Below are 25,921 nucleotides of genomic sequence, written 5' to 3'. Positions count from 1 at the left end.
GAAAGCTGATCCATGATTATTCGGTCCTGCCACCGCTGCCGCACATGTGGCCAAGGACACACACTGCGATTGGGTATGGGCCATGAAATTGCCCACATATATCGTTTTTCTTGCTTGGACTGCGGCGAAGAAATGGCTGTAACTCTTCATGTTGATTACGAGAGTATCTCAACGTGGGTAGAGGAAGTTGAGAATGCCGAGGCGATCAAAGAAGATAGAGACTGTAAGGTTCTTAATATTCATGCCAATTTTGTGATCCCTCAAGAGCAGCGCCATGAGGATTTAGCTTTCCCACACTTGCCTCTCATGGTTGCGATGGCCGAGAGGGGGGTGAAGGCTGGCAGCGTCATATCCGCCGAAGATACTAAATTGCGCTCGAACGAGCGTCCATATCGTCGCCCCGATTTCGATGCCGAGTGGAAGCTACTAAAAAAAGCATGGTCTTTGCATCGAAGAGGCAAACAGAAATTGTCGGATCGCCTAATAGAAGGGGCGAGTGCCGAATTTTATGCGAATGACCCACTTAAAGACATTCCTGATTGGATATGGCGGTTTGCTCTCTTTTCAACTGGAATTGACTACGAGCCAAGATTTCGTGCGGCAATGGACGTTATCAAAAAGCCTCTTCATGAAGGTAAATTGAACGATATCATCACTGACCTCCAAAGTTCAGCTAGCGAGAGAGGCGAGCAGTATCATTCTATAATTCGCGAATATTTTTCGTCTTGGTCAGAGTTTTCTCAGGTTCATTTCTCGGTTGGAAGCGGGATCGATACAACTCATTTGTCTGCTAAAACGTCGAATTTCGCATCTATTCAGATGTACTATGGAAATGCGTTCGAGATGTTTGGATCGATGATTGATATCTTAACGATGATCAACAACGTTCTCGCGGGGCGAAGATTCGATCAGCTATCCTCAATCTCGCTAGCTCAATATAGAGCTTCGGATAAAGGCAAGCGGTTCGATGCTCCGACAGAGAATAACGTGTTTGCAGACACCTGCTTCGAACGCGACAATCAACTCCGAAACGCATCTCATCACCGCGAACTACATTACGATCAAGCAACCGGCATGGTGTGTTACAACGTGGGGAAGGGAGGATCTGGCGGTTTGCGCGAAATGCCTTACGCTGAATATCTGACGAAATGCTCCCGCTTACATCATCAGATTATTGTGCTTCTCCGCATCCATCTTCTACTCTCAGAATTTGCAGACGCTACGTACCCTATCTAGAGCTAGAGCTTCGCTAAGGAGCCCCCCTCCCCCCTAAACCCCCACCCCATGCAACCCCGCGCCATGCGCTTTCAGCCATGCCCGCGCCGGCCTTGGGTCTTCGCCCAGCAGCCGCGTGTGGGCGGCGTGGAAGGCTGCGCTGTGGTCCATGTGGAGGAGGTGGGCGACTTCGTGGGCTATGGTGGCGCGGCGGACTTCGGGGGGGGTGAGGATCAGGCGCCAGTTGTAGCGGATCGCGCCGGAGGAGGCGCAACTGCCCCAGCGGGATTTGGGGTCGCCGATGCCGACGGTGGCGACGTGCAGGCCGTGCGCCTGTGCCAGTGCGCGGGTTTCGTCTTCCAGCACGCGCTTTGCCTCTGCGCGGAGCCAGCGCAATACGCGCGCGCCGACGGCATCGGGTGGGCCGCCGACGATCAGGCGGTCGTCCTGTCGCACCACGCGACGGGGGGCCTTGGCATCCCAGACGATCAGGGTGTCGCGCCCTTCCAGCAGGAAGGTGACGCCATCGGCCAGCGGCACCGTCTGCGGCGCGCGGGCCATCTGGTCGCGGACCCAGGCTTCATGGCCCTGCGCCCAGCCCAGCGCCTTGCGGATGCTGGCGCGCGCGGGGACCGAGAGGCGCAGCTCGCCACGGGTCGCGTCGAGCGTCAGGCGGTAATTGCGCGCGCGGGCGGAGCGGCGGATGCGGACCGCGACGCGCATACCGTCCACGGTGATCGCGGGATCAGATGTCCCGATCGACAATATGGTTTTCCAGATCGCCTGCCTCCACCTCTGCCACGGTCCAACCGCGCACCGATTCGCCTGCACGATGCACCGCTTCCCGGTCGCCGCTGATAAGATAGTGCCAGTCGGGCAGCGGCTGCCCGTCGCCGCGCAGGCGATAGGCGCACGTGCGGGGGAGCCAGGAGATTTCGTCGACCAGCTTCTCTGTCAGCCGCACGCAATCGGGGACGAAGGCGCGGCGACCGCGATAATTGCTGCACTGGCCGCTGTCCCGGTCGAGCAGACGACAAGCGACGTTGGTGGGGTAGATGTTCCCCGTGTCCTCATCCTCCACCTTGTGCAGACAGCATTTGCCGCAGCCATCGCAGAGCGCTTCCCATTCGGCCCGGTCGAGGGCGGCAAGCGGCTTTTCCCAGAAGGCTATTTCACCCATTGGTCGAGCGTTTTGACGATGGCGTCCGGCGTGCTGTCCGCGCCTTCGCCCACCGGGATCAGCGCGATGGGATCGCCGGTCGGGCCGAAGAGATAAGGGGTGCGGCTGTGACTGACGAGATAGTCCTTGCCGGTGCCTTCCCTGGTGTAGACGACGGCAAAATCCTTGGCGACCTTCGCAATCTGATCGGGCGTGCCGGTAAGGCCGATGAGGCGGGGGTGGAAAGCCGCGACGTAATTCTTGATGACGGGCACGGTGTCCCGCTGCGGATCGAGCGTGATGAAGATCGGCTGAATCCTTGCGGCGCGCTTGGGGTCCTGTTTTTCAAAGGCAGTGAACGCCTGCGTGATTTTCTGCAGGTCGACCGGGCAGACATCGGGGCAATAGGTGTAGCCGAAATAGACGAGGCGATATTTGCCCTTGAAGCTATCCCACGTCACGGCCTTGCCATCCTGATTCGTAAGGGTGAAGGGCGCGCCGATACGCGCGCCGGCAAGCGGCCCCTGCTGGGCGTTGCTGCCCCCGGCGGAGCAAGCGGAAAGCCCTGCAAAAGCGAGGCAGGCGATCAGGAGAGTTGCTTTGTTCATGGCGTAGCCAGCCATGCCCTGCTAGGTTGCATTTAGCAATTAAGAACAGGGCAGAGACATGAAACGGACGTTCCTTCGCACGGCACTTTCGGTTGCAGGGCGCAGCATGATGCTGGGCCTGCCCGCAGCCGCTTTATTGATGCCGGGCGTGGCGCAAGCACAGTTTTCCAACAGCTACAACTTTCTCAAAGCCGTGCGCGACCGCGATGGTGCCAAGGCAACCGAACTTCTGGAAAAGCCGGGCGGCACTGTGGTCAACACGCGCGATATCAAGAATGGCGAGACAGCGTTGCACATCGTGGTCGCACGGCGCGATGAGACCTGGCTTCAGTTTTTGCTGGCGAAGGGCGGCAAGCCTGACCTGACCAATGCAATGGGCGACACGCCATTAATGGCGGCAACGCAATTGCGCTGGATCGATGGCGCACGCGTGCTGCTGGCGAACGGGGCCAGCATCGACAAGCCCAACGATAATGGCGAAACGCCGTTGATTCGGGCGGTGCAGCTCCGCGACCTGGCCATGGTGCGCTTTCTGGTGACGCAGGGCGCTAACCCGGACAAGAAGGACAGCATCGCCGGTATGACCGCCCGCGATTATGCCGAGCGCGAAGGACGCGCCGCAGGGTTGAGCGATGCGCTGGCTGCAGCGAAACCGGCCAAGCCCGCAAACAGCGCGGTGCAGGGTCCGACGCTTTAGGGCTTAGCGGTTAAGCGCATTGATGGCGGCGTGGGCGCGGGCTTCGGCTTCGGCGCGGGGAAGGCCTGCGGGGATTGTCTCGCCCACCAGATAGGTGATGGTGCCGGGGCGTTTGAGCCAGCTTTTGCGCGGGGCAACGATGCCGCTGTTCACGGCAACGGGGACCACGGGCACCTTGAGCAGCATATAGAGTCCGGCAAAGCCTGCGCGCAGATCGGGCGATTCGCCATGGGGGACGCGGGTGCCTTCGGGAAACAGGCACAGCGGGCGACCCGTCGCCAGTCCATCCAGCGCCGCCTTGCGCAGCGCGCGCATTGCTGCTGGACCTGCCGTGCGCTCCACCGGGATCAGGCCATAGAGCCGCGCGGCCCAGCCCCAGAGCGGCATGTCGGTCAGCTCCTTTTTCGCGGCGACCAGAGGGGCGTCGAACAGGCAGAGCATGTCGATCGCCTCGAACATCGATTCATGCTTGAAGACATAGAGCATCGGTTCGGAGGACAGGGTGCCGACCACCTCGACCTTCTGCCCCAGGATGATGCGTGCGCAGCCACGATGAAACTGGCTCCATTTCGTGGCGGCGAACTGTACCGCGCGCGCGCCGAAGGGCACGGCAGCGATGGTCCACAGCACCCAGAAGAGCGAGAGGCCATAAAAAACGACCGAAAAGGCCAGCGAACGAAGCACGATCATGGGGGTAAACGGTCCTTAAATCCCGATCAGCGCCACGACGCGGCGCAGGAGATATTTGTTATATTCCTTGAACAGCATCGTCAGGCTGGGGCGGCTGGGTACGGCATCATATACCAGAATCACGTCGCGGGGCAGCACCTGCCGCAGTTCGAGTGCGGCGCGGCGCATGTGCCAGTCGGTCGTGATCAGCCGCACGGTGCGAAAATCGCGACGCTTTAGCCAGCGCGCGGTTTCCAGCGCGTTAGAGCGGGTGTCGATGGCTTCGCGGCCCAGCGTGACGCAGCAATCGAACAGGCGCATCGGCGTCTTGTACCGTTCCGCCAGTTCGACGGGGCGCACGGAGCGGTCGACGCCGGAAATCAGCATCCGCTTGGCCGCATTGCCCTTCAGCAAGGCCAGTCCCCGGTCGATCCGCCCGCCACCGCCCGTCAGCACGACGATGGCATCGGTGGTGCGTCCGTCCAGCGGCTGCGGCAGGAAGGCACCGAACCAGGCGAACCCCAATATCCAGGCGATGAGGCCGAAGGAAGCGATGCGGACGATCATAATTGCCGCGTCAATGCGGAGATGACGGTCATCCGCGCCGTGAGCATGGCCAGCGCCACCCCTGCGAGCGGCAACGCGGCAAGCAGCAACCATGCTGGCGCAGGCAGCGAAATGCTTTGCAGCATGTCCGATCCGGTCGCGCCGAGCCTTTGCCCGATGATGAGGATGATCGCAGCGGCGGAGGTGAAACCCAGCAGACCGCCGAACAGCGCGTCGAGCGCAATCCGTCGCTGGAACAGGCGGGCGATCTGCACATCGGTTGCGCCCATCAGATGCAGCACGTCGATGGTCCCGCGATGGCTGTCATGCGCGCCACGCGCCGCCAACACCACCACTGCGCCAGTCGCAAGCGCCATCAGCAGCACGAGCGCGGTCGCAAGCCATGCCATCGACGTCATCAGGCCGGAGAGCGGCGCGAGGAAAGCGGCATGCGGTTCGACGCGCGCCTTGGGCGCTGCGGTCGCGACGGCGCGTCGCAGGGTGGCAAGCGTATCGCCGTCCGCCTGCGACAGTTGCACGTCGATCAGCGCGGGGATCGGCACGTCGATGGCCGTCATATCCGCGCCGAGCCAGGGGCGAAGCTGTTCGGCCAGAGTTTCTTCCGGCACGGGCTGCACATCGGTCACGCCGGGCAAGCGGCGCAGGCTTTGCACCAGACGCGCCACGCCTTCGCGACGGGTGGCCGCATCGGCTTCGATCAACTGGATGGTGACGCGGCCCGACAGATCCTGCCCCAGGGCGCGCGATGCCTGAAACAGACCCAGCCCCGCCGCTGCCGTCAGCACCGTAAGGAACATCATGATGGCAATGACCCACGGCATCGGCCCGGCAACGCGCCCTTCAGGCAGCAGGCGATTGCGCGCTGCGGTGGAGGCAGCGTTGCCACTGCGCTGCCCCTTCCTGAAGCGCCCTTTACCGAACCGCCACGTCATTGCGCGGCCTGCCGGTTGGGGGGATAGCGCAGCGATCCGGTGGGGTCGGACAGCCGCCCGCGATCCAGCCGCATCATATGGGCGCCCGCGACCTTGCCGATGAGCGGGATATCGTGGGTAGCGACAACCAGCGTGGTGCCCAGCTTGTTCAATGCCTCGAACAAGGTGAGCAGCCGCTGCGCCATTTCCGGGTCGACGTTGCCGGTCGGTTCGTCGGCGATCAATATTTCGGGGCGACCGATGACCGCACGGGCAATCGCAACGCGCTGCTGCTCCCCGCCCGACAATGTCGCGGGACGTGCATCGGCGCGGTCGGCGAGACCCACCCAGGCGAGCATTTCGGCGACGGGCGCGGCGACTTCGTTTTCCTCCATCCCGGCAACGCGCAGCGGCAGCGCGATATTGTCATAGGTCGACAGATGCGGGACGAGGCGGAAATCCTGAAACACAACGCCGATCCGACGGCGGAAACCCGGCAAACGCTTGCGCGGCAAAGTGACGACATCTTCGTTGAAGAGGCGGATCACACCGCGGCTGGGGCGCTGTGCCAGATAGAGCAGCTTGAGCAGCGACGTCTTGCCCGCGCCCGACGCGCCGGTGAGGAAATAGAAACCACCCGCATGCAAGGAAAAGCTGACGTCGCTCAGCGTCTCGCTGCCCAGCCCATAGCGCAGACCGACATTTTCAAACTGCACGATGCTGGACATGCTGATCCCGCTGCCGACCCCTCGCCCCTGATGGACGGTCAGCCATCGCACAGTGGGCAAGGGCCGTAAAGTGCGGCCGACAATGTGGTAAACGTCCATATGCGATATGATGGGGTTACCGCCCGTGCGTTCCCCGCTTGCTCTAGAGTCCCTGCGGTGTTTATGAAGCGTAATGATCCTTAATTGTCCCAATTGCGCAACGCGCTACATCGTGCCCGACAGCGCCATTGGGCCCAACGGACGCCAAGTCCGCTGTGCTTCGTGCAAGCATAGCTGGTTTCAGGAAGGGACAGCGCTGCCCCTGCGTCCCGCAGCGCCCGAAACGCCGGTTGCTGCGCCTGCCGCCGTGCCGCCGCCCCCCCCTCCCGTCGCACCCGTTGCGGAGGAAGTTCCAGCACCGCCGTCGCAGGATGTCGGGATCGAAGAGATTCCGGTTACCGAAACCGTCGATGCGCCGCCCGCTGCTGCACCTGCTCTGCAGGAAAGCTATGTCGCCCCGGTGACGGAGCCAGCGCCCGATGTGTTCGACAGCTTCGCCGCAGAGCCGCCCTTCCGTCCGCGTCGCAACCCCGCGAAGCTGTGGCTGATCGCGGCTGCGCTTTTCTGCGTGGTCGTCAGTGCGGCAGGCGCGGCAGTCTATATGTTCGGCGTGCCGGGCTGGGCAGTCAATCTGGGCCTGGTAGCGGACAGTGAGGAGCCGGATTTGCTCTTCTATCTCGCCAAGCCGGCAGAACGCCGCAAATTGCCGACGGGTGAGGAATATTTCGCGTTCAGCGCCCGCATCGTCAACAGCGGCGAAACCAGCCAGCCGGTTCCTCCGGTGCTGGTCGAACTGCGCGACAAGCAGAATCGGCTCGTGTTCAGTTGGACCACGAAGGCGGACAAGATGCGGCTGAAACCCGGTGAAGAAGCATCGATCAGCGAAAGCCGCCTCGACATTCCCAAGAATGCCGAAAACCTCTCTCTGGGCTTTGTCGACAAGGGCCGCTGATACGCGCGCGCTGTGCGATCAACCGCTATTTTCCCCGTACCGCGACAAAGCACTTTCGCCGCTTGCATGGCCAGTGCGCCTTTGCTAATGGCCACCGCCTGCCAGTTGCCGGTCCGTCCGGCTCTATCATGAACAGTGCGGTCGTGGCGGAATTGGTAGACGCGCAACGTTGAGGTCGTTGTGGGCGAAAGCCCGTGGAAGTTCGAGTCTTCTCGACCGCACCAATCCTTTGTTTTCATTGGATTATTGAAGGGTTTGGCACATTGCCAAACCCATCCGGCGCTGCAGGCCGTTGCAAACCTCACATCCGATGCGCGTGCGCATGGCTCAGGGGAACAAAGGCCAGCCTCTTCCCCTTTTATGAGCGGGCAGACTGCATAGCGGCCCCCTGTCTTACAGAGGACGCGACCGGGCGTTAGCTGGCCAACTCCGGCAACAAGACGCGCGCTGCGCATACATCCGGATATTGTTCATCGCCTTCGATACGCGCAAGTACGGGCATCAGGATGCGCACAGCCTCATCCTGGGGCATCAGGCGGGCCAGCGATGTCGCAGCCCGCAGCGCCCAGAGCCCGGCGCCCTGCGCCTCGGCGATGGCCAACACCCGCTCGAACAGCGCCCGCCCCGCCGCCACCTCGCCGGCTCGTAGACTGTTCTCGCCACTGGCCCGCAGGATTTCGGCAGTCGCCCAGTGGGTGTCGCAGGCTTCTGCCCGTGCGGTCGCCTCCGCATCGCAGAGCGCCCCGTAGCTGGTAATGAAGACGTCCTTGTCGTGCGGCAAGGGGGGGCGGATTCGGTCGAGCGGAAACGGCTGTGGCGGCTTCCCCATGCGCAGGTCGGCGATCCGCGAAAACCATGCGGCGAGTTCGGCCATGTAGGTGAAGCGGTTTTCATCCGCCACGCAGCCGAGCAGATCGGCATAGTGCCGGGCCAGTTCGTCGTCGCCCAGCCACAGCGCGACCGGACAGGCCGCGCTGCTCAACAAATAGCAGAGCGAACTCGGATTGCGCAGCCGCCGGCTCTCGATCACCGTTTCCATGATCATCGCCCTGGCACTTTCCAGTCGGCCCTGCACCGCCAGCGTCAGGCTGTGGTTGCCCCGCACCATCGTCGAATGATCGTACCGGAGCACCGCGCCATAGGCAGTGCGGTCGCTGCATCGGGTGACCAGTTCCTCCCCGATCGCCGCGGATTCTGCCATCCGCCCCACGCGGAAGGTCATTATCGCGGTCACCCGTCGTGCGAAATTCCGCAGGTCGCGATCGACGTCCGTGCTCTCCGGCGCCAGCATCTGCCGCGCGAGGGCGAGCGACGCCGGATGATCGCCCATGATTCCGCGTTGACCGGAAAGCATCCACAGCGCCGTCGCCCTGGCCGTGGGATCGCCGATCTTCTTGGCGATGCGCAGCACCTGCGTCGCCGCGCGGACGAACCGTTCGCCGGGCCGGTCGGCGTTGAACAGCAGTACGCACAGGCCGATCTGGAGCTTGATCTCCTCGGCCCCGCCCCGCTGGCCAAGCCCGTCCAGCGTGGCAAGCGCTTGCTCCAGCCAGCGATGATATTCGGCGAATTGCGACATGCCGAGCCACACCGGCGCAGAGGCAAGGATGAGGCGGATGCCCAGGTGCTTGTCGCCAGCGTCGCCGAGGGACCACACCAGCGCCGCGCGCACGTCGTCGATTGCGTTGCCGTATCGCTCCCACCAGGTCGCGCGATCCATCCGCAGCCAATCGGCCTGGGCGCGATCCAGCAGCGTACCGACCCATTCGGCATGTCGACGCGCCGCGATTTCCGCTTGGCCGGAGTCCTCAAGCTTGCACCGGGCATAGGCCTTGGTCGTCTCCAGCAGGCGATAGGCGACTCCCTGTTGGGACGGCTCGATGAAGAGCAGCGACTTGGCAGCCAGTTGCAGAACCGCCTGTTCGGTGCGCCCATCCTCCGCCATATTCGCCGCCGCGACCTGCACGGCGGCGGCAAGATCGAATGTGGAGCGAAACAGGCTGAGACAGCCGAATACCAGCCGCTCGTCGGGCGCGAGCAGTTCGAAGCTCCAGTCCAGCATCGCTTCGAGCGTTTCGTGACGCGCGAGTGTGCGGCGACCAAAGGCGAGCGGCGACAGGCGCCCTGCCAGTCCGCTGGACAGCCCCTCAAGCCCAACCATGGGCATCGCCGCCGCCGCCAGTTCGAGCGCGAGCGGCAGCCCGTCCAGCGAGCGGCACACAGCCGCCACCTGCCGGGTATTGTCCTGGGTCAGCCGGAATCCGCCAGTCGCTGCCGCCGCACGCTCTACGAACAGCGCGACCGAAGGGGTGCTGGCGATCGTCTCCACTGTATCCGACGCGGTCGGCACCGGCAGCGGCTGTAGATGCACCTGCACTTCCCCCGCCACTCGTAGCGGTTCGCGGCTGGTCGCGAGCAGCGTCACCCGTGGGCAGGATTGGAGCAGCGCCTCTGCGGCCCTGGCTGCGGTGTCAATGAGATGCTCGCAGTTGTCCATCAGGAGGACGAGTTCGGCTGCGCGCAGGTGTTCCACCAACCCGGCGGGCATAGTGTCCTGGCCCATCGGACTTTGGAGCGCCGCCGCCGTGGCGGTGGCCACATGCGCAAGTGACGTGCAGTTAGTCAGATCGACAAAGCAGACGGCGGTACTGGCACGTAGTTGTGTCAGCGCCGCCAGCGCGACGCTCGTCTTGCCGATACCGCCCGGACCGACAATCGTGACGAGCCGATGCCGTGCGAGGCTTTCCACCACCTCCGCCACGCAGGCCTCGCGACCGATAAGATGGTGAATCTGCAATGGAAGCGGAAGCGGACGGATGTGCCCGGACATCGGCGCCTCGGCCGCATCCTCGCCTGCCGTCTCGATGGTCACGTCGGCGTTCAGCCGATAGCCACGGCCGGGGACGTTGTCGATCTTGACATCGTCATCCGCCCCGGCTCGCAGCGCGCGGCGGATGGCGGTGATGTGCACGCGCAGATTATTGTCCTGGACGAAGATATTTGGCCAGACCCGATCGGTGATTTCCTGCACAGAAACGACCTTCCCGGCTCGCTCGGCAAGCAGCGCCAGAATCGCGAGCGCGCGCGACCCCAAGCCGACGCGTACGCCGCCGTTCAGCAATTGCCCCCGTTCCGGGCGAAGCTCGAACGATCCGAACAGGATACGCCGGTCGCTCATGATCGTATGTCGCCTACCCGATCCACTTACGTCCCCCCAGACACGTTAGCGCCCGTTATATGCGCGAATTAGCAGCGTTTGGCACCTGTTTAGTCGGAGTTGTTGGGCAGTTACTTTATGTGGGCAGCCAGAGACGGAGACCGAGGTTTGCTCGATGTCGATTACCGTTCCGGGAGATAGTGCATGCGCCTCGCAGAGTTTGTTGCACCGGTCGACGCCGGCGCAGGGGAAACCATTCATCGGCCAACACCAGAGGACGTGCGCGCGCAGCTCGAACGCCTTCGCGCCCATGCGTTCATAGGCTCAGAAAAGCTGTACGGCTTTCTGCGCTTTGTCGTGGAGGAATCGCTTGCCGGCCGCGCGGCCACGCTGAAGGAGCTGGTGATCGGCATCGAACTCTATGGCGGCGTTGTCGATTATGACCCGCGCATCGATTCTGCGGTGCGAGTCGAGGCGCGCCGACTGCGGCGCAAGCTTGCGGCTTATTATGCCGGGCCGGGTCGTGACGACGAGGTGATCGTTTCAATCCCAACGGGCGGCTACGCGCCGAGCTTTCGTTTGCGGCAGGATGCACGGTGCATCGCCGCCAATGCTGCAGGCGTAGAACTGGAGCCGCCCATGCTGGCGGTGCTGCCGTTCACCGCGATCTGCATCTACCAAAAGGCCTTTGCGGCGGGCGTGACGGATGAGATCATCTACGCAGCGGAACGGGACGCGCACCTCCGCGTCGCACCGCGGGCAATCATGTTCCAGTTTCGCGAGGGCCGCTATTCGCTCGACGAAGTTGCCGCGCATGCCGCTTCGGATCTGGTGCTGCATGGCACGATCCGACGGGTCCAGGCGGTGTACCGCGTATGCGTGGAGCTCTCCAGCCGCTGGGGGCAGATCCTGTGGTCGGATCGCATCGACATCGTTGGCGAGGGCGATCTGGACGTTCAGGAACGCATGGCGGAGGCGATCCTCGAACGACTTCCGCGGGATGCGTTGCGCTAACGGGCATGCTGGAAGTTGCCTGAAGCCGGCCTCGACATCGACAGGTTAGTCGACGACGGCCCCTGAGGCTCCAGCCGCGCTAACAGTCACTCGCGTCCGGCTTGGGGTATAAGGGTCTATGAGCGTGCAGCGCGGCGAAATCTCGGCGCAGCCAGAAGGTCCGACACGTGCATCCATATCTTCTCACAGGCCATCGGCACGTCCGCATGACCGTTGCGTCGGCGGCGCGCGCGGACGTTGTCGCCGAAGCGATTCCGTCCAAAGCCTCATGAGCGAGGCGCATGCTTTTAGGCCCGAGGAGAGACCGCTCTTCGCAGGGTCGCCGTTTTCGCCCTCGCATCCCGCTCGCCGTCGCCTCGGCTATTTTGCCATAGGCATGTTTATCAGCGCGACCTCGACTTTCGGCAACGCACTGACGACAGTCAACACGGGAAGCGTCGCCGGCCCTCTCGGCCTATACGCGGCCGAGGCGGCTGCCCTGCCTGCCATTTATGTCGCGATCAACGCGAGCGCCAATCTTTCGCTCGTGAAGGCACGCGCGCAATTCGGCATCCCGCAAGTGACCGGCTTTTTCCTCATTCTCTATGCGCTCGCGGGGCTGGTCCATTTCGGGTTCGCCAGCTTCTGGGCCGCCGTGTTCGTGCGCGCGGCCAGCGGAATGGCGGCAGCCGCGCTGATCACCCTCGGCGTCTACTATCTGATGCAGGCCTTTCCACCCAAGGCGAAGCCGCTCGGAGCCGTGATCGGCATGGGCCTTTCTCAGCTCGGTACGCCGCTGGCCCGTCTCATTCCCGTCGAGGTGCTGGTCGACAACGGACTCTGGGGTCTGCACGCGATCGAAGTCGCGCTGGCGCTGGTTTCGCTCGCGCTCATTCTCGCCCTGCCATTGCCGCCCAGCGAGAAGAGCCCCGCTTTCGTGCCGCGCGATTTCCTGACGATCCCTTTGGCGACCGCCGGATTGTTGCTGCTCTGCCAAGTCATCGGTCAGGGCCGTGCGCTCTGGTGGTCCGACACGCCTTGGCTCGGCGTGGCGCTTGCGGCCTCCATCGCTTTGCTCGCCGCCGCCTTTCTGAACGAGACGGGCCGACGCGATCCGCTGGTGCATTTTGAGTGGATCGGCACATGGGGGATTTTGCGGTTCGCCGCCGTGGCGCTGGTCATGCGCCTGGCGCTTGCCGAGCAAACTTACGGCGCTGTCGGCCTGCTAACGCTCGGCGGACTCAATAACGACCAGCTAGGCACCCTCTTCGTCGTGGTCGCGATGGCGATGCTGCTCGGCATTGTTGCCGCCGCGCTGACGCTGTCCGAGCGCCGCTTGCCTTGGCAAGTTCTCGTCGCCGCCCTGATCATCGCCGTCGGCGCATGGCTGGACAGCGACGCAACCACGCTGACTCGCCCTGCGCAATTGATCCTGAGCCAAGCCTTGATCGGCTTCGGAACCACGTTGTTCGTAGGGCCGGCGCTGCTTTATGGCTTCCTCCGCATGATCCAGCGGGGCGGCGATCACCTCGTCAGTTTCGTCGTCACGTTCAGCATCACGCAGAATGTCGGCGGCCTGATGGGATCGGCGCTGCTTGGCTCGATACAGACGATCTGGGCGCGCAACGCAAGCACCGCGCTTGCGGCCGACATGCTGGCGAGCGATCCGCAGGTCGCCGCGCGGATCGGTGGAGGCGGTGCATTGCTGGCGTCCGTGCTCGTCGATCCCGCCCAGCGCGCCGCACAGGGCGCGGGCCTGCTGGGGCAGGCAATGGCGCGCGAAGCCGCGGTGATCGCCTTCAACGATACCTTCCGCTTCGTGGCCATTCTCGCACTGACCACAGCAACCTTCATTTTCGCGAACATCCTCGTCGCGCGCACCCGAGAGAAGACCAATGACCGCAACTGAAGACGCCCCACCGCCGGAGAACGCGGCGCCGCAGTGGCGCCCCGCCGCCAAGCGCCCGATACGGATCGTCGCCACGGTGGCGCTGGCGCTTGCCGGCATTCTTCTCGTTCTTGCTGCGTGGGATCTGCCGCCATTTGCGGGGCGATACGAGGCGACCGACAATGCCTATGTGCGCGGTCGGGTTACGGTCATCGCCCCGCAGGTGAGCGGCTATGTCCTGCAGGTGCTCGTCCACGACTATGACGTCGTAAAGCCCGGCCAGATATTGGTGCGGATCGACGACCGCGTCTACCGCGCCCGCGTCGAGCAGGCGCGCGCCAATCTCTCGGCAGCCGAGGCCGCGCTCGCCAATTCCACCCAGGCCCGGGCATCCCGATCCGCCGGTCTGCAGGGTCAGGTAGCGGGCGTCGAAGGCGCACGCGCGCAGCTCGCCAGGGCGCGGGCCGACATGGCGCGCGCCACGGATCTTGCCCGTGACGGCTCGATCTCGCTGCGCGAACGGGACCAAACGCTCGCCGCGCTCGCCCAGGCACAGGCGCAACTGCGCCAGGCGCTGGCCGGAACCGAGATCGGCCGCCAGGATATACGAACGGTCGAAGTCGGCCGTGGCGGCCTGGAAGCGCAGGTCGAAGCCGCGCGCGCGCAGGTGCACGCCGCAGAAATCGATCTCGAGCACACCGTGATCCGCGCGCCGGAAGGCGGCGTTCTCGGCGAAGTCGGCATCCGGGTGGGCTCCTACGTCACCAACGGATCGCAGTTGCTCGCGATCGTGCCGCCGGATCGCTGGATCCTCGCCAACTTCAAGGAAACCCAGACGGGGCGGATTCGCCCCGGTCAGTCGGCCAGCGTAACGGTCGATGCCCTGAACGGTGCTCGGCTGGCGGGCCGTGTCGAGCGCCTGTCGCCAGCGGCCGGATCGGAGTTCGCGGTCCTCAAGCCGGACAATGCGACGGGCAATTTCGTGAAGATTCCGCAGCGGATCGGCGTGCGGATCGCAGTCGATCCCGGCGCGGCGGAAGCGAAGAACCTGCGTCCGGGCATGTCGGTGGAGGTCCGGATCGACACGAGCGCCCGGCCATGACGGGGCGGCTCGCTGCTGGCAGCCTTGCCCTCCTGCTGTCGGCCTGCGCCGGCCCCCGACCGGCGATACCGCCCGCAGCCGAGGTGGCGCCGCCGCCCCAGTGGCGCGATGCCGGAGCCGGATCGGACGTCGCCTTAGACGCGCAATGGTGGCGTAGCTTTGGGGATGCCACGCTGGACGGCCTCGTCGAAGCGGCGCTCGCGCACAATGCGGATATCGCAATTGCCGCCGCGCGCGTCGAAGAAGCGCGCGCGCAGTTTGCCGCCGCGCGCGGCGCCCGGATGCCGCAGGTCCAAGCCGTCGGCACGGGGGGCCGCACCCGCAGCGTCGACGCGTTCGGGATCGATGTCGAGCAATGGGCGGGGCAGGGCGAAGTGCAGGCGTCGTTCGACCTCGATCTCTTCGGCCGCCTGCGCAGCAGCGCCGCCGCCGCGAAAGCGCAGCTTCTGGCCAGCGACGATAGCCGCGCAACCGTCCGGCTCGCCGTCGCTGCAGGAGTAGTCAGCGGCTATGTCCAGCTCCGCACGTTCGACGAACGACGGGCGATCCTGCGCCGCACCCTCGATGCGCGCGCGGGCACGCTGAAGCTCATCCGGCGCCGCGCCGAAGCGGGATATGGCTCGCAGCTCGACCTGGCGCAGGCAGAAGCGGAGTATCAGGCCGCCGCCCAAGTCCTCCCGACGGTCGACCTTGCGATCGCTAAGCTGGAGAACGGCCTCAGCATCCTGCTCAATGGCGCGCCGGGCCCCATCGCGCGCGGATCGGCGATCACGGCGCTGACCATCCCCACGATCCCGACACAGCTGCCGGCGCGGGTACTTCGACAGCGTCCCGATATTGCCGCGGCCGAGCAGCAGATCGTCGCCGCAGACCGCGCGCTGGACGCAGCACGGGCCGCGTTCCTGCCCGACATCAAGCTGGCGGCATCCGGCGGCTTCGTCGCTTCCTCGCTGCTCCCGGACGATCCGCTTTCGATCTTCTCGCTGGGCGGCAGCATCCTGACGCCGATCTTCAACGGCGGGAGGATACGCGCCCAGGCCGATGGCGCGACCGCGCGCCGCGACCAGGCAGCCTTCGCGTATCGGAAGGCTGCCCTGACCGCATTCCGCGAAGTTGAAGACGGGATGGCGTCGGTTGAACGGTACGGAGAGCAGGAGGCAGTGCTGACGCGCCAGCAGGCGGCGCTCCTCCGGGTCCAACAGCTTGCGTCGCGGCGTTATCGCGAGGGCTATTCTCCCTATCTCGAACAGCTCGACGCTGAGCGCAGCCTCTTGTCTTCCCAGCTGTCACTCGTGCAGGCGCGCGGCGACCGCCTGCTCGCATCGACCGCTCTCTTTCAGGCACTTGGGGGCGGTTGGCAGCCTTGAGAACAGCGGGAGGAGTGATCCGTGGCGCAAATAGTCTTGCTTTTCGTTTTCATAGCGCTGGTCGTCTCCGGTTCACTGGCTTTGAAGCGGTGCAGCGAGGAATCTTCGCCAGAACCCACAGAAGTGCGTGGCGATCCGTCCGTCATCGTTGCGCTGACCGATGGTTCGACAATGGTTGCTCCCCGTGGCACCGTGGGACGCGACCTTGTAGACTGGCTTGCCCGACGCGAACCGGGGCAGAAGGCCTTCGAACTTGGCGGTCAGGAATTTGTCGGACGAACCGCTGAACTTACAACCGAGTCACGCGGGCGCATCCCGCATCTCATCGCGATGCTCCGTGCCAACCCCGACGTCAAAGTCGTCATCGTCGGCCATACCGACCCGTCGGGTGACGAAGCGGCCGATCACGCACTTTCCCAGGCGCGGGCAGACGTTATGCTGGACATGCTTCGCGATGGTCGCATTTCGTCGAACAGGCTGAGCACCGAAGCACGTGCCGCGTCGGACCCGATCGTATCGAATGACAACCCGGTCAATCGCCAGCGCAACCAGCGTGTAAGTCTCATCCTAAGCCGCGCGAAATAGCGCCATCGCCGCATGGTCAACCGCGCGAGTCCGCCAGCGAAGCGGATGCGTCAGCCCGGTCTTCAACGGTCGCCGTCGGCCAATGATCCGTGGGATCAACCGCACTAACGATCACTCACCTCCGGACCGCGATGAAAGAGTCTTTAGACATGCAGCGCGACGAATGGCTCGGCGTAGCCCGAAGCGCTCGGACCCCTTGGGTTCCCGCCTCGGTCAGAGAATCTGGTGCCAGACACAATGGAGGCTCGAATGGAGTTGAGAAACAAAACCGCGATCGTCACGGGTGCCGCCAGCGGGATCGGCAAGGAGATCGCACGCGAGTTCATCCGTCAGGGTGCAAGAGTAGCCGTAGCCGATCTCAACATTGACGCTGCACGTGCAACTGCCGACGCACTCGATGCCAGCGGCGGCGCAAGCTTCGCCGTGGAGATGGACGTAGCGGACGAGATCGCGGTCGATGCCGGCGTGCGCGCGGTATGCGACCGGTTCGGCGGAATCGACATCCTCGTCTCCAACGCAGGTATCCAGATCGTCTCGCCCGTCGACCAGTTCGCTTTCGCAGACTGGAAGAAGATGCTTGCGATCCATCTGGACGGCGCGTTCCTCACCACCCGCGCTTGCCTGCAGCGGATGTATGCACAGCAGCGGGGCGGCTCGATCATATACATCGGCTCGGCGCACTCCAAAGAAGCGTCCAAGCTTAAGGCGCCCTACGTTGCGGCCAAACACGGGCTGCTCGGCCTCGCGAAGGTCGTCGCGAAGGAAGGTGCCGACCATGGCGTCCGCGCCAATGTCGTCTGCCCGGGCTTTGTGCGGACGCCGCTGGTCGAGAAGCAAATCCCGCAGCAAGCGAAAGAACTCGGCATCACCGAAGACCAGGTCATCCGCGATATCATGCTCAAGGAGACCGTCGACGGGCAGTTCACGACGCTCGATGACGTCGCGCGATGTGCAGCTTTTCTCGCGGCGTTTCCGTCCAACGCACTCACCGGTCAGTCGATCGTGGTCAGCCACGGCTGGGCGATGCAATAGCCAAGGGGCAGTCCAATGAATGTCGCATTGAAATCTGAACGATTTGGGCGGACCGGGCGCGTGCAGCAACCAGCTCCCTTCGATTGCGTCGCGCTTGTTTTGCAAGGGGGCGGTGCCCTCGGCGCCTATCAAGCCGGCGTGTACGAAGCGTTGGCCGAAGCGTCGCTGCACCCGAACTGGGTCGCGGGCATTTCGATCGGCGCGATCAACGCGGCGCTGATCGCTGGGAACGCGCCATAGGTGCGCGTCGAGAAGTTGCGTGCCTTCTGGAAGACCGTGACCGCCGATCCCTGGTCGGAGTGGGTCGGCACGCCCAGCCAATTCGGCGGAGACCTTGTCCGCCACTGGGCAAACCAGTGGCATGCCGCCGACGCTGTATTGCGCGGTGCCGAAGGCTTTTTTGCGCCGCGGCGGGTCCCCGCCTATTTCGCGCCCACGGGCACACCCGACGCGATCAGCTTCTACGATACGTCGTCGCTCAAGACGACGCTCGAACGGCTGGTCGATTTCGGGAGGATCAATTCGGGCGAAATGCGCTTCAGCGTGGGCGCGGTGAACGTGGCGACGGGCAATCTGATCTATTTCGACAACCGGACGCACACGATCCGGCCCGAGCACATCATGGCCAGCGGCGCGCTCCCGCCTGCCTTTGCCCCGGTCGAGATCGAAGGCGAATATTATTGGGATGGCGGCGTGGTCTCGAACACGCCGCTCCAATGGGTCGTCGATGGCGCAGAGCGTGAGGATACGCTCGCCTTCCAGGTCGATTTGTGGAGCGCGCGCGGCGCCATCCCCCGCACCATGCCCGAGGTGATGACCCGCCAGAAGGAAATCCAGTATTCCAGCCGCACGCGCGCAAGATCCGATCAGTTCAGAAAGGAGCAACAGCTCCGCAGCGCCTTGACCGAACTCATTTCGAAACTGCCCGATCATCTGCGCGACACGCCCGAATATGCGCTGCTGGCGCCGGAATCCGACCGCAAGGTCTACAACATCATCCAGCTCATCTATCAGGCGCATCGCACCGAGGGCGACTCGAAGGACTTCCAATTTTCGGCGCGCAGCATGGAAGACCATTGGGCTGCGGGACTGTCGGACACGATACGCACCCTGCGCCATCCCGAAGTGCTTCAGCGGCCGACCAGCGCCGACGGCGTCTTCACCTTCGACATTGCCGCCGATGGGAGGCTATCATGAACATTTCCGACGTTCGCAAGCACGCGTTCGCGATGCCGCTGACGCAACCCGCCTATCCGCCGGGGCCGTATCGGTTCTGCGACCGCGAGTTTCTGATCCTCACCTACCGCACCGATCCCGATAAACTGCGCGCCATTGTTCCCGAACCGCTCGAAGTCATGGCAGACCTGGTGAAATTCGAGTTCATCCGCATGCCGGACTCGACCGGCTTCGGCAATTACACGGAAGCCGGCCAGGTCATCCCCGTGCGTTTCCGGGGAGAGGCCGGGAACTACACGCTCAATATGTTCCTGAACGACCACCCGCCGATCGCGGGCGGGCGGGAGATATGGGGTTTTCCCAAGAAGCTCGCCGGCCCCAGCCTCCAGACCGAAACCGACACGCTGGTCGGCACGCTGGACTACGGCCCGGTCCGCGTCGCGACAGGGACCATGGGCTACAAGTACAAGGAGGGGGACGCGGAAGCGACGTTGCGCTCGCTCGCCGCGCCCAACTTCCTGCTGAAGATCATTCCGCACGTGGACGGAACAGCGCGCATCTGCGAGCTCGTCGAGTATCATTTGGAGGACGTTCATTTAAAGGGGGTCTGGACGGGCCCCGGGGCCTTGTCGCTGGTCCCCCATGCGCTGGCCCCGGTGGCTGATCTGCCGATACGCGAACTCGTGTCGACGACCCATTTCGTTGCCGACCTCACGCTCGGACTCGGCAAGGTCGTATACGACTATCTCGACGCGTAGGTGTCCGCCCGGGCCTTGGTCAAGGGAACGACAGCCCGACTGAGCCCATCGTCCCGAAACGCGCTTTCGAGCAACAGCCTAAGGGCTTTCTATGCGCGAGCCGAGCGTTGCCCGCGCATTAGCGTTCGCCTGCCATTGCTCGGGAACGAGAGGGCCCGATATCAGGGCAGACCGCGTATCGTCGATATGGCCTTACGGCACCCTGCGGCTTCGCACGATATACGCGCGGCCACCCGTTGGGCCGGGGGCTGCAGACACACGGTGCCAAAATAGCCAGCCCCCTGACGGTTCTTCTGCCGCCTGCCTCCCCCTGCGGCGCTGGGGCGACCGGAAGCCCTGGCTTCTACCGGGCGGGGTCGTCCAGCTCCGCAGCGTGCCACGGATAGGGCGAGACTGCACCGGGCGTCTTGCCCTCCAGATCGGCAGCGAAGGCGTGATTCACGTCCCGGTGATGCGCTTCGTCGGCGCGCACCACCAGCACCACGTCGCGCAGAGTCGCGCTGTCGGGCAGGCCCCAATAGCGGCGGGCGATCTCCGGTGCGGGCACGTTGGCGCTGCGCCCCGCATCGATTTCGGCGAGATAGTGGGTGTAGCTGATCACCGCCTCTTCCTCGAAATAGCCGACCAGCCGGTGCGCAGTCTTCGGGCTGATCAGGTAGAGGGCAAAGAAGCCAAGATAGAAGAACCACTGCACGATCAGCACGATGAGCCGCTCGAACAGCGTCGGCTTGCACACCTCCAGGAAAGTCATGAGGTGCATGCGCTCGTTCTCGGCCTCTTCCATGAGGATGCGAATCCATCCCCGATCGGACTTCATCTGCCGCAGGCAGCGTAGATGGGTGAGTGTGGCACCGACCATGCCAGGCACCGCCGCCACCGTTTCCAGCACGATGGCGCGATGGCCATAGCGTTTGGCAAAGAAAGTGTCGGCGAAGAACCGCAGCAGCCTCGTCACGCCCAGCGCGAAGCGATCGGAAGCGCCATGGGGCGGGTGATGGATGGAAAGATCAATTTCGGGGGCATGGCTCATGATTTCACTCCTGATGGCCTTTAAAGTCTGGGGCGGCACGCGGACAAGCGAGTGACCGGAAACCGCCGGGATAGGTTCCACTGGCGGGGTGAGCGCGGGGTGTCGGGTCGCGCGACAATCTTGATGTCGCATTGGCCGCCCCCGGCACCTCCAATCTAATCGCTGAACGCGGCGGATGTACCTGCGTCGAACGCTTCGGCGGTGTGAGCGCAGGTGATGCGCGCGCGAGGCTTACCGTAAGCCGCGAGCATCGCCGAACGTACGCTAAACCGGCTCCATAGGATGGCATGCGAGATGTTGGGCAAAGCGGGGATGCCGATGCCTGACATGGCCGCACGCCGGTGAACGACCGCTTCTCTATCGCGGTTTTGGCCCATAGGCGCAGGCCGTTCTTGACCGTCGCGGGCCATGCCGACATGTGCGCTGGCCAGTATCTCGTCGCGGGAGAAGTAGCCGCGAGCGGCCACCGCTCAGTTGATCAATGTGTTCGCGCGAAGTCGATCGGCAGCGAAGTCCACGAAAGCCCGAACCTTCGCCGATGCACGCCGACCTTCAGGGTGGATGATATGAATCGGCAGCGGTTCAGGTTCATGGTCGGACAGAACCGTCAACAGGTCGCCGGCGAGCAACGCCGGGCCGATCTGGTAAGATAGCGGTCGGGCCAAACCCCAGCCCTGCATCGCTGCGGCGACAACGCCTTCATAGGTGCTGCAATACAGTCGAGGGCTGACCGTAACGGCAGTCTTTTCGTCCTTGTCGAACCGCCAATCGAGCGCAGAGAAGGCGCTCGTCGCCGCAATGATCCGATGGTTCGCCAGATCTGCCGGGCTTCTCGGCATTCCATGCGCTTCGAAATAGGCGGGAGAGCCACAGACAACACGCCGTACCGTGCCGACACGAACGGCTGCGAAGCTGGAATCGGGGAGGTGGCCGATACGGATTGCGATATCTATGCCTTCGTCCACGATGTTGGTGACCCGGTCGAGAAACAAAGCGCGCGCGGTGACGGCGGGGTAAAGATCAAGAAACTCCATGAGAATCGGAAGGATGTAGATCTCGCCGAACACAACAGAGGCCGTGATACTCAGCATACCCGTCGGGGTGGCGTAGCTGCCGGCAGCGGCGGCCTCCGCTTCGCTGATTTCGGCAAGAATTCTACGGCAATCCTCAAAATAGCGACCGCCGGCTTCCGTGAGTTTGACCGAACGTGTCGTACGGATCAACAGCCGCGTGCCGATGAGGTCCTCCAGAGACGCAACGGCCCGGGTAACGGCCGGCGGACTCATGTGAAGCTGGCGCGCAGCTTCGGCAAAGCTCCCCGTTTCAGCAACTTTCGCAAAAACCTGCATTGCCTGCAATCGTGCCATCGCGCATTCCCAATTTCGGAATAATCTATTGCTCATTATAACGATTGTTCCGGGCATGAAAGCAGGCAACACATTAAGGCAACGCTCGCTCAGGGTTCGAGAGGCACCGTGGGCGATTGCGAGACCCTATAGAAGGCTTGCGCCATGCCTGATCCCACCCGTCCGATCGATGTCGCGTTTACCCCGGCCGTACAGCGCGTTCAGGAGAAAAAAGGCTCCCGCGATGCGTGCGAAAGGCTTGAGATGGGCAACATCGTCGATGAAAGGCTTGCAGCCTTCATCGCTATGCGGACCAGCTTCTATCTGGCCAGTGCCAGCGCCGACGGGCAGCCTTACATCCAGCATCGCGGAGGGCCGCCTGGATTTTTGCAGGTTTTGGACGAACGCACCTTGGGCTTTGCCGATTTTCACGGCAACAGGCAGTATATTTCGACCGGGAATTTCAGTGAAAATTCCAAGGCATTCATCTTTCTGATGGACTATGCGCACCGCCGTCGGATCAAGATCTGGGGCACCGTGCAGGTCATTGACGACGATCCGGCTCTGACTGCGACGGTCCTGCCCAAAGGCTACCGCGCCCGCGCCGAACAAGTGATACTTTTCACCCTGACCGCCTGGGACGCGAATTGTCCACAGCACATCCCGCAAATGCTGGCCGCTGAAGATGTGCGCGCCGCCCTGGCGGACCGAGATGCGCGTATTGCCGAACTGGAAGCGGAATTAGCGCGTTATCAAAGCTAGCGCATGTTGTGACGCCGTCCACAAAGGCTCGCAATCGACGCGCCGGAGATAAAAGGAAGGCGGACCAAAATCGAGGCACCGTTATTCCATTTTTTGGAATAATCTGTTCTCAAATTTCAATATTCCTATGATCCAAAGATGCGATGATAAGCAATGTGCGGGCGGGCTTGGTGCCGATAGCCTGCGATAATCAGGAGACTCTTCATGTCACGCATCCCCACCCCCACCTCGATCGAAACCTCACCAGAGGAGTCGCGTCCGCTGCTTGAAGCCGTCAAGAAGCAGTTCGGCGTAGTTCCCAATCTGTTTCGCATCGTCGGCACGAGCCCAGCGGCACTCGAAGGCTATCTCGGCCTGAATAGCGCGCTGGCCCAAGGCAAGCTGCCTGCTGCAACGCGCGAAAGGATCGCGCTTGCGATAGCCCAGGTCAATGGCTGTGGGTATTGCCTTGCCGCGCACAGCTATCTGGGCAAGAATCTCGCGAAGCTCGACGAGGTTGAGATCACTGCCAACCGCAATGGAACGTCGACCGATGCAAAAGCGGGCGTCGCGGTACACTTCGCAGCAAATATCGCCATGGCCCGCGGCGCCGTTGGCGAGGCAGAGGTCGCCGCGGTGCGGGAAGCGGGCTACAGCGACGCCGAAATCGTTGAGATCATCGCGCATGTCGCGCTCAACACGCTGACGAACTACATCAACGAGGTGCTGGGTACGGAAATCGATTTCCCTGTCGTGGACGCAATCGCGGCCTGACGCCGCGTTGCGAGGGTAGCCGCCGTCGGTTCGACCGATGGCGGCTGACCAGTGCACAACCAACCCGAAACAGACTGGGAATTCCACATGAGCCGACCACCCTTCCCGCCATTTACCGACGAAACTGCCATGCAAAAAGTGCGCGTTGCCGAGGATGCATGGAACAGCCGCGATCCAGCAAAGGTGGCACTGGCCTATACGGTCGATTGTACGTGGCGCAATCGTTGCGAGTTTGTTAGCGGTCGTTCCGAGATCGAAGCGCTACTGACCCGGAAATGGGCCAGAGAACTCGACTACAGACTTATCAAGGAAATCTGGGCGCATACCGGAAATCGCATCGCGGTTCGCTTCGCTTATGAATTCCATGATGACAGCGGCCAGTGGTTTCGGGCCTACGGTAATGAGAACTGGGACTTCGGCGCCGATGGGCTTATGCGGCGGCGGATCGCGAGCATCAATGAACACCCGATTGCGGTCACGGATCGCAAGTTTCACTGGCCACTAGGTCGTCGGCCCGATGACCATCCGGGTTTGAGCGATTTCGCGTTTTGACGATGAGGCCCTGCTGGCATCGGGACTTGATCGAACGAGCGTGCGGTTGCGAAGCCTAAGCTATTGTGCACTCAATATGACGAGATCATCACTGCGGGCAATCCCCTCAGATAACCCACGCTGTTACGATGGGCGCTACGGTCATTGTCCGCCACTGGCCTGCGCTATTGCATAAGTGGTGTGGCGATGCGCTTTAAGCACGCCTTATCCATAGAATGCCCCCGAGGCGGTCATATCCGGCGGGCGGCGATCACCGGTCCGCCCCGTCCAGCCTGAAGGATCAAGGCTCTCTCCAGCCCCGCGTTACCCTTGGGCACGATATAGTGGGCACCACTGCCGTTCCAGGACCCCAGCGCTGTCAGCTCCCGCACTACATTCTTGTGCACGATTGTCCGCCCGCCATTCTCGCCAGCCTTGATAGGGACGGCAATCGCCCGAGGATCGTAGCGGACGAGCCACAAGGTCGCCACCGTATCAGGCTTGCCGGCGCCGATGTCGATCCTGCTGCCCGAGACGCGGATAACGGGTTCTGGTTTCAGACTTCGCGAGCGATTGATCGCCAGATCCACTTCGCCGCGACGGCTGCCGAGGAGAGCAACGCGCCCGTTCACGATCATCTGGGGAGTGGCGACATTGTTTCGACCGCCGGCTTTGGCATAATCCCACTGGCGCTGCGTGAAAGCGGGCTGTGCAAAACTGTCCTTCCAGCCGAGATAATCCCAATAGGTCACTGCAAAATTCAGGGCAATGACGTCGGGTCGCCCGGCCAGTTCGTTCAACACCATGTCTGCAGGGGGACAGGACGAACAGCCCTGACTCTGAAAGAGCTCGACGACGAAGGCTGGGCTGTCCGGCGCGGGGGCGGCGGGAGCAGCAGCGGAGCTGGCGAGCAAAACTGCTGGCAGAAGATGGCGCATCGTCATTCCTTCGATTCGTTGATGGCAAGGATGAGGCCGTGGTCGATCCATTCGGCGAGCATCGACCCCGCGTGTGCAATTCCAGCTTCCTCACCCAATTGTTCGATCAGGATCGTGCACAGAGCGGTGAAGGAACTTCCCGAACCGACTATTTTGAGGGCGCGCTGTTCGATCGCTTCGATCGTGCGAAAACAGGGTGTGAAATCCTGGCGCCAGACGAGCATGGCGCCAGCATTTGGCAGCAAGACGGCAGCAGGCGGCGCATCCTGCGCCTCCAAGGCCGACCAGATCGCTCCCGCATTGGTACACGCCCGCCCGATGCGAACCGACGGAATCAAATGCAGGATTGCGCGATCCCAGTCGATCTGGGCCAATGTGTCGGCCGCGATTGTCGCTGCATCCGGGCCTTCGAAGGCCCGGCTTAGCGCCCAGTCGAGCCAAGCGAGTTCGGCAACTTCGGCATCGTCGGGATAAAGCTCTGCAAGTGTCTCGTCGAACCTCACGCCATAAGCGCCCAGCGTCCAGCCCGATGGCGGCGTCCGCTCGATATGGACGCGCGCGGCGTCGATGAAGGCATCTTCCCCGAGCCAGAGAAACGTCTTTGCGAACGTATCCTTCAAGCACTCGACGAGCTGGACGCGGTAGGCGTTGTGATAGATGTCGAGGCCAGCGCGCGCATGACCATCGACCCAATCATCCATCGCAACCGGAACGTCGGTAAGCCAGTCACGGAAATCCCGTTGCAAGGCAGCGAGGCTCATGCTGCCTGCCTTTCATCGCTGCCAGCGATTTCGCGCGCGATATCCAGCTCCGCTTGTCCGGCGTCAGCGCCAATGGCACAGATTTGAGGTTGTGAATTAAGGAGGATTTGGGCTTCGTCGTAGTGACGAAGGAACGAAGATGAAGCCCAAATCCTCCTTGAAAAAATCGGTGAAGGCTCCTGCGGAGCAGGTGGTGA

At 63.0% G+C, this 25,921-nt stretch carries 29 protein-coding genes and 1 tRNA gene; 16 read left to right on the top strand and 14 right to left on the bottom strand.

Annotated features, from left to right (window positions below; all coding sequences use genetic code 11):
* The first annotated feature begins 75 nt into the window (after nucleotides 1-75).
* Nucleotides 76-1,236 carry a hypothetical protein gene (locus QMG56_RS04960; RefSeq protein ID WP_281821495.1) on the top strand — a complete coding sequence of 387 codons (1,161 nt, stop codon included), beginning with the start codon at nucleotides 76-78 and terminating at the stop codon, nucleotides 1,234-1,236.
* Nucleotides 1,237-1,269: 33 nt separating this feature from the next.
* On the opposite strand, the gene QMG56_RS04955 is transcribed toward QMG56_RS04960, so the two are convergent.
* From QMG56_RS04955 to QMG56_RS04945, 3 genes are read right to left on the bottom strand one after another with little or no spacing between them, the layout of a single operon-like run.
* Entirely contained in the window at nucleotides 1,270-1,980 is a 711-nt protein-coding gene (locus QMG56_RS04955) for a M48 family metallopeptidase (protein ID WP_281821494.1), read from the bottom strand.
* Entirely contained in the window at nucleotides 1,961-2,386 is a 426-nt protein-coding gene (locus QMG56_RS04950; protein WP_230188026.1) for a YcgN family cysteine cluster protein, read from the bottom strand. The genes QMG56_RS04955 and QMG56_RS04950 overlap by 20 nt, the downstream gene beginning before the upstream one ends.
* Nucleotides 2,383-2,997, bottom strand: coding sequence for an SCO family protein (locus tag QMG56_RS04945; protein WP_281821493.1), 615 nt, complete (start codon nucleotides 2,995-2,997; stop codon nucleotides 2,383-2,385). Before QMG56_RS04945 ends, QMG56_RS04950 begins: the two co-directional genes overlap by 4 nt.
* A 43-nt stretch (nucleotides 2,998-3,040) precedes the next feature.
* Here QMG56_RS04945 and QMG56_RS04940 point away from each other — a divergent pair, with 43 nt between their 5' ends.
* Nucleotides 3,041-3,679: an ankyrin repeat domain-containing protein gene (locus QMG56_RS04940; RefSeq protein WP_375713643.1), complete on the top strand. Its 639-nt coding sequence runs from the start codon at nucleotides 3,041-3,043 to the stop codon at nucleotides 3,677-3,679.
* A gap of 3 nt (nucleotides 3,680-3,682) precedes the next feature.
* Here the strand turns inward: QMG56_RS04940 and QMG56_RS04935 are convergent, their stop codons facing one another.
* The 4 genes from QMG56_RS04935 to ftsE are packed head-to-tail and all read right to left on the bottom strand — an operon-like array spanning nucleotide 3,683 to nucleotide 6,554.
* A complete protein-coding gene (locus QMG56_RS04935) occupies nucleotides 3,683-4,369 on the bottom strand; it encodes a 1-acyl-sn-glycerol-3-phosphate acyltransferase (protein WP_230187973.1) in 687 nt (228 codons plus the stop codon).
* 15 nt (nucleotides 4,370-4,384) lie between these two features.
* Complete coding sequence (locus QMG56_RS04930) at nucleotides 4,385-4,915, bottom strand: YdcF family protein (RefSeq protein ID WP_230187974.1); 531 nt, start codon at nucleotides 4,913-4,915, stop codon at nucleotides 4,385-4,387.
* Nucleotides 4,912-5,847, bottom strand: coding sequence for an ABC transporter permease (locus QMG56_RS04925; protein WP_281821491.1), 936 nt, complete (start codon nucleotides 5,845-5,847; stop codon nucleotides 4,912-4,914). The genes QMG56_RS04930 and QMG56_RS04925 overlap by 4 nt, the downstream gene beginning before the upstream one ends.
* A complete protein-coding gene (gene ftsE, locus QMG56_RS04920; protein WP_281821672.1) occupies nucleotides 5,844-6,554 on the bottom strand; it encodes a cell division ATP-binding protein FtsE in 711 nt (236 codons plus the stop codon). Before ftsE ends, QMG56_RS04925 begins: the two co-directional genes overlap by 4 nt.
* A gap of 172 nt (nucleotides 6,555-6,726) precedes the next feature.
* On the opposite strand from ftsE, the gene QMG56_RS04915 reads away from it, so the two are divergent.
* On the top strand, nucleotides 6,727-7,545 hold the full coding sequence (locus tag QMG56_RS04915; RefSeq protein WP_281821490.1) for an MJ0042-type zinc finger domain-containing protein: 819 nt from the start codon (nucleotides 6,727-6,729) through the stop codon (nucleotides 7,543-7,545).
* A gap of 137 nt (nucleotides 7,546-7,682) precedes the next feature.
* Nucleotides 7,683-7,769, top strand: a tRNA-Leu gene (locus tag QMG56_RS04910).
* 191 nt (nucleotides 7,770-7,960) lie between these two features.
* Here the strand turns inward: QMG56_RS04910 and QMG56_RS04905 are convergent.
* The gene (locus tag QMG56_RS04905; RefSeq protein ID WP_281821488.1) at nucleotides 7,961-10,723 is read right to left on the bottom strand and encodes a winged helix-turn-helix domain-containing protein; all 2,763 of its coding nucleotides are present in this window, start codon (nucleotides 10,721-10,723) and stop codon (nucleotides 7,961-7,963) included.
* Nucleotides 10,724-10,906: 183 nt separating this feature from the next.
* Between QMG56_RS04905 and QMG56_RS04900 the strand changes: the two genes are divergently transcribed.
* The 9 genes from QMG56_RS04900 to QMG56_RS04860 all read left to right on the top strand — a co-directional run bounded on the left by QMG56_RS04900 (nucleotide 10,907) and on the right by QMG56_RS04860 (nucleotide 19,603).
* Nucleotides 10,907-11,716 (top strand): hypothetical protein, encoded by an 810-nt coding sequence (locus QMG56_RS04900; protein WP_281821487.1) that lies wholly within the window; start codon nucleotides 10,907-10,909, stop codon nucleotides 11,714-11,716.
* 376 nt (nucleotides 11,717-12,092) lie between these two features.
* A complete protein-coding gene (locus QMG56_RS04895; RefSeq protein ID WP_281821486.1) occupies nucleotides 12,093-13,604 on the top strand; it encodes an MFS transporter in 1,512 nt (503 codons plus the stop codon).
* Nucleotides 13,591-14,685 (top strand): HlyD family secretion protein, encoded by a 1,095-nt coding sequence (locus tag QMG56_RS04890; RefSeq protein WP_281821485.1) that lies wholly within the window; start codon nucleotides 13,591-13,593, stop codon nucleotides 14,683-14,685. Before QMG56_RS04895 ends, QMG56_RS04890 begins: the two co-directional genes overlap by 14 nt.
* Nucleotides 14,682-16,052, top strand: a complete 1,371-nt coding sequence (locus QMG56_RS04885; protein WP_281821484.1) for an efflux transporter outer membrane subunit — start codon at nucleotides 14,682-14,684, stop codon at nucleotides 16,050-16,052. Before QMG56_RS04890 ends, QMG56_RS04885 begins: the two co-directional genes overlap by 4 nt.
* Before the next feature lie 21 nt (nucleotides 16,053-16,073).
* Nucleotides 16,074-16,637: an OmpA family protein gene (locus tag QMG56_RS04880; RefSeq protein ID WP_281821483.1), complete on the top strand. Its 564-nt coding sequence runs from the start codon at nucleotides 16,074-16,076 to the stop codon at nucleotides 16,635-16,637.
* 249 nt (nucleotides 16,638-16,886) lie between these two features.
* On the top strand, nucleotides 16,887-17,669 hold the full coding sequence (locus tag QMG56_RS04875) for a 3-hydroxybutyrate dehydrogenase (protein WP_230187983.1): 783 nt from the start codon (nucleotides 16,887-16,889) through the stop codon (nucleotides 17,667-17,669).
* 15 nt (nucleotides 17,670-17,684) lie between these two features.
* Complete coding sequence (locus tag QMG56_RS04870; RefSeq protein ID WP_281821482.1) at nucleotides 17,685-17,909, top strand: patatin-like phospholipase family protein; 225 nt, start codon at nucleotides 17,685-17,687, stop codon at nucleotides 17,907-17,909.
* The gene (locus QMG56_RS04865) at nucleotides 17,910-18,866 is read left to right on the top strand and encodes a DUF3734 domain-containing protein (RefSeq protein ID WP_281821481.1); all 957 of its coding nucleotides are present in this window, start codon (nucleotides 17,910-17,912) and stop codon (nucleotides 18,864-18,866) included.
* Nucleotides 18,863-19,603 (top strand): acetoacetate decarboxylase, encoded by a 741-nt coding sequence (locus tag QMG56_RS04860; protein ID WP_281821480.1) that lies wholly within the window; start codon nucleotides 18,863-18,865, stop codon nucleotides 19,601-19,603. The genes QMG56_RS04865 and QMG56_RS04860 overlap by 4 nt, the downstream gene beginning before the upstream one ends.
* Before the next feature lie 343 nt (nucleotides 19,604-19,946).
* On the opposite strand, the gene QMG56_RS04855 is transcribed toward QMG56_RS04860, so the two are convergent.
* The 3 genes from QMG56_RS04855 to QMG56_RS04845 all read right to left on the bottom strand — a co-directional run bounded on the left by QMG56_RS04855 (nucleotide 19,947) and on the right by QMG56_RS04845 (nucleotide 21,982).
* Nucleotides 19,947-20,633, bottom strand: coding sequence for an alternative oxidase (locus QMG56_RS04855; RefSeq protein WP_281821479.1), 687 nt, complete (start codon nucleotides 20,631-20,633; stop codon nucleotides 19,947-19,949).
* A gap of 155 nt (nucleotides 20,634-20,788) precedes the next feature.
* The gene (locus QMG56_RS04850; RefSeq protein ID WP_281821478.1) at nucleotides 20,789-21,100 is read right to left on the bottom strand and encodes a hypothetical protein; all 312 of its coding nucleotides are present in this window, start codon (nucleotides 21,098-21,100) and stop codon (nucleotides 20,789-20,791) included.
* A 3-nt stretch (nucleotides 21,101-21,103) separates the two neighbouring features.
* The gene (locus tag QMG56_RS04845; protein ID WP_281821477.1) at nucleotides 21,104-21,982 is read right to left on the bottom strand and encodes a LysR family transcriptional regulator; all 879 of its coding nucleotides are present in this window, start codon (nucleotides 21,980-21,982) and stop codon (nucleotides 21,104-21,106) included.
* A gap of 261 nt (nucleotides 21,983-22,243) precedes the next feature.
* Between QMG56_RS04845 and QMG56_RS04840 the strand changes: the two genes are divergently transcribed.
* The 3 genes from QMG56_RS04840 (at nucleotide 22,244) to QMG56_RS04830 (ending at nucleotide 24,046) form a co-directional block, all read left to right on the top strand.
* Nucleotides 22,244-22,741: a pyridoxamine 5'-phosphate oxidase family protein gene (locus QMG56_RS04840; protein WP_281821476.1), complete on the top strand. Its 498-nt coding sequence runs from the start codon at nucleotides 22,244-22,246 to the stop codon at nucleotides 22,739-22,741.
* 204 nt (nucleotides 22,742-22,945) lie between these two features.
* Complete coding sequence (locus QMG56_RS04835; protein ID WP_281821475.1) at nucleotides 22,946-23,494, top strand: carboxymuconolactone decarboxylase family protein; 549 nt, start codon at nucleotides 22,946-22,948, stop codon at nucleotides 23,492-23,494.
* An 87-nt stretch (nucleotides 23,495-23,581) separates the two neighbouring features.
* Nucleotides 23,582-24,046 carry a nuclear transport factor 2 family protein gene (locus tag QMG56_RS04830; RefSeq protein ID WP_281821474.1) on the top strand — a complete coding sequence of 155 codons (465 nt, stop codon included), beginning with the start codon at nucleotides 23,582-23,584 and terminating at the stop codon, nucleotides 24,044-24,046.
* 230 nt (nucleotides 24,047-24,276) lie between these two features.
* Here the strand turns inward: QMG56_RS04830 and QMG56_RS04825 are convergent, their stop codons facing one another.
* The 3 genes from QMG56_RS04825 to QMG56_RS04815 all read right to left on the bottom strand — a co-directional run.
* Nucleotides 24,277-24,963, bottom strand: a complete 687-nt coding sequence (locus QMG56_RS04825; protein WP_281821473.1) for a thioredoxin family protein — start codon at nucleotides 24,961-24,963, stop codon at nucleotides 24,277-24,279.
* A gap of 2 nt (nucleotides 24,964-24,965) precedes the next feature.
* Entirely contained in the window at nucleotides 24,966-25,724 is a 759-nt protein-coding gene (locus QMG56_RS04820; RefSeq protein WP_281821472.1) for a DNA-binding domain-containing protein, read from the bottom strand.
* A partial coding sequence (locus QMG56_RS04815) for a hypothetical protein (protein WP_281821471.1) occupies nucleotides 25,721-25,921 on the bottom strand: 201 nt, incomplete at its 5' end. The genes QMG56_RS04815 and QMG56_RS04820, both read right to left, overlap by 4 nt.

Source organism: Sphingobium sp. BS19, from assembly GCF_027925545.1.
Taxonomy (GTDB): domain Bacteria; phylum Pseudomonadota; class Alphaproteobacteria; order Sphingomonadales; family Sphingomonadaceae; genus Sphingobium.
Note: the sequence above shows the minus strand (reverse complement) of the source record. Positions and strands in the feature narration are given on the sequence as shown.

Coding starts and splice junctions, on each gene's coding strand:
- QMG56_RS04960 (WP_281821495.1), top strand. CDS start 76: ATGGGCCATGAAATTGCCCACATATATCGTTTTTCTTGCTTGGACTGC.
- QMG56_RS04945 (WP_281821493.1), bottom strand. CDS start 2,997: ATGGCTGGCTACGCCATGAACAAAGCAACTCTCCTGATCGCCTGCCTC.
- QMG56_RS04940 (WP_375713643.1), top strand. CDS start 3,041: ATGAAACGGACGTTCCTTCGCACGGCACTTTCGGTTGCAGGGCGCAGC.
- QMG56_RS04935 (WP_230187973.1), bottom strand. CDS start 4,369: ATGATCGTGCTTCGTTCGCTGGCCTTTTCGGTCGTTTTTTATGGCCTC.
- QMG56_RS04930 (WP_230187974.1), bottom strand. CDS start 4,915: ATGATCGTCCGCATCGCTTCCTTCGGCCTCATCGCCTGGATATTGGGG.
- QMG56_RS04925 (WP_281821491.1), bottom strand. CDS start 5,847: ATGACGTGGCGGTTCGGTAAAGGGCGCTTCAGGAAGGGGCAGCGCAGT.
- ftsE (WP_281821672.1), bottom strand. CDS start 6,554: ATGTCCAGCATCGTGCAGTTTGAAAATGTCGGTCTGCGCTATGGGCTG.
- QMG56_RS04915 (WP_281821490.1), top strand. CDS start 6,727: ATGATCCTTAATTGTCCCAATTGCGCAACGCGCTACATCGTGCCCGAC.
- QMG56_RS04905 (WP_281821488.1), bottom strand. CDS start 10,723: ATGAGCGACCGGCGTATCCTGTTCGGATCGTTCGAGCTTCGCCCGGAA.
- QMG56_RS04900 (WP_281821487.1), top strand. CDS start 10,907: ATGCGCCTCGCAGAGTTTGTTGCACCGGTCGACGCCGGCGCAGGGGAA.
- QMG56_RS04895 (WP_281821486.1), top strand. CDS start 12,093: ATGTTTATCAGCGCGACCTCGACTTTCGGCAACGCACTGACGACAGTC.
- QMG56_RS04890 (WP_281821485.1), top strand. CDS start 13,591: ATGACCGCAACTGAAGACGCCCCACCGCCGGAGAACGCGGCGCCGCAG.
- QMG56_RS04885 (WP_281821484.1), top strand. CDS start 14,682: ATGACGGGGCGGCTCGCTGCTGGCAGCCTTGCCCTCCTGCTGTCGGCC.
- QMG56_RS04875 (WP_230187983.1), top strand. CDS start 16,887: ATGGAGTTGAGAAACAAAACCGCGATCGTCACGGGTGCCGCCAGCGGG.
- QMG56_RS04870 (WP_281821482.1), top strand. CDS start 17,685: ATGAATGTCGCATTGAAATCTGAACGATTTGGGCGGACCGGGCGCGTG.
- QMG56_RS04860 (WP_281821480.1), top strand. CDS start 18,863: ATGAACATTTCCGACGTTCGCAAGCACGCGTTCGCGATGCCGCTGACG.
- QMG56_RS04855 (WP_281821479.1), bottom strand. CDS start 20,633: ATGAGCCATGCCCCCGAAATTGATCTTTCCATCCATCACCCGCCCCAT.
- QMG56_RS04845 (WP_281821477.1), bottom strand. CDS start 21,982: ATGCAGGTTTTTGCGAAAGTTGCTGAAACGGGGAGCTTTGCCGAAGCT.
- QMG56_RS04840 (WP_281821476.1), top strand. CDS start 22,244: ATGGGCAACATCGTCGATGAAAGGCTTGCAGCCTTCATCGCTATGCGG.
- QMG56_RS04835 (WP_281821475.1), top strand. CDS start 22,946: ATGTCACGCATCCCCACCCCCACCTCGATCGAAACCTCACCAGAGGAG.
- QMG56_RS04830 (WP_281821474.1), top strand. CDS start 23,582: ATGAGCCGACCACCCTTCCCGCCATTTACCGACGAAACTGCCATGCAA.
- QMG56_RS04825 (WP_281821473.1), bottom strand. CDS start 24,963: ATGCGCCATCTTCTGCCAGCAGTTTTGCTCGCCAGCTCCGCTGCTGCT.
- QMG56_RS04820 (WP_281821472.1), bottom strand. CDS start 25,724: ATGAGCCTCGCTGCCTTGCAACGGGATTTCCGTGACTGGCTTACCGAC.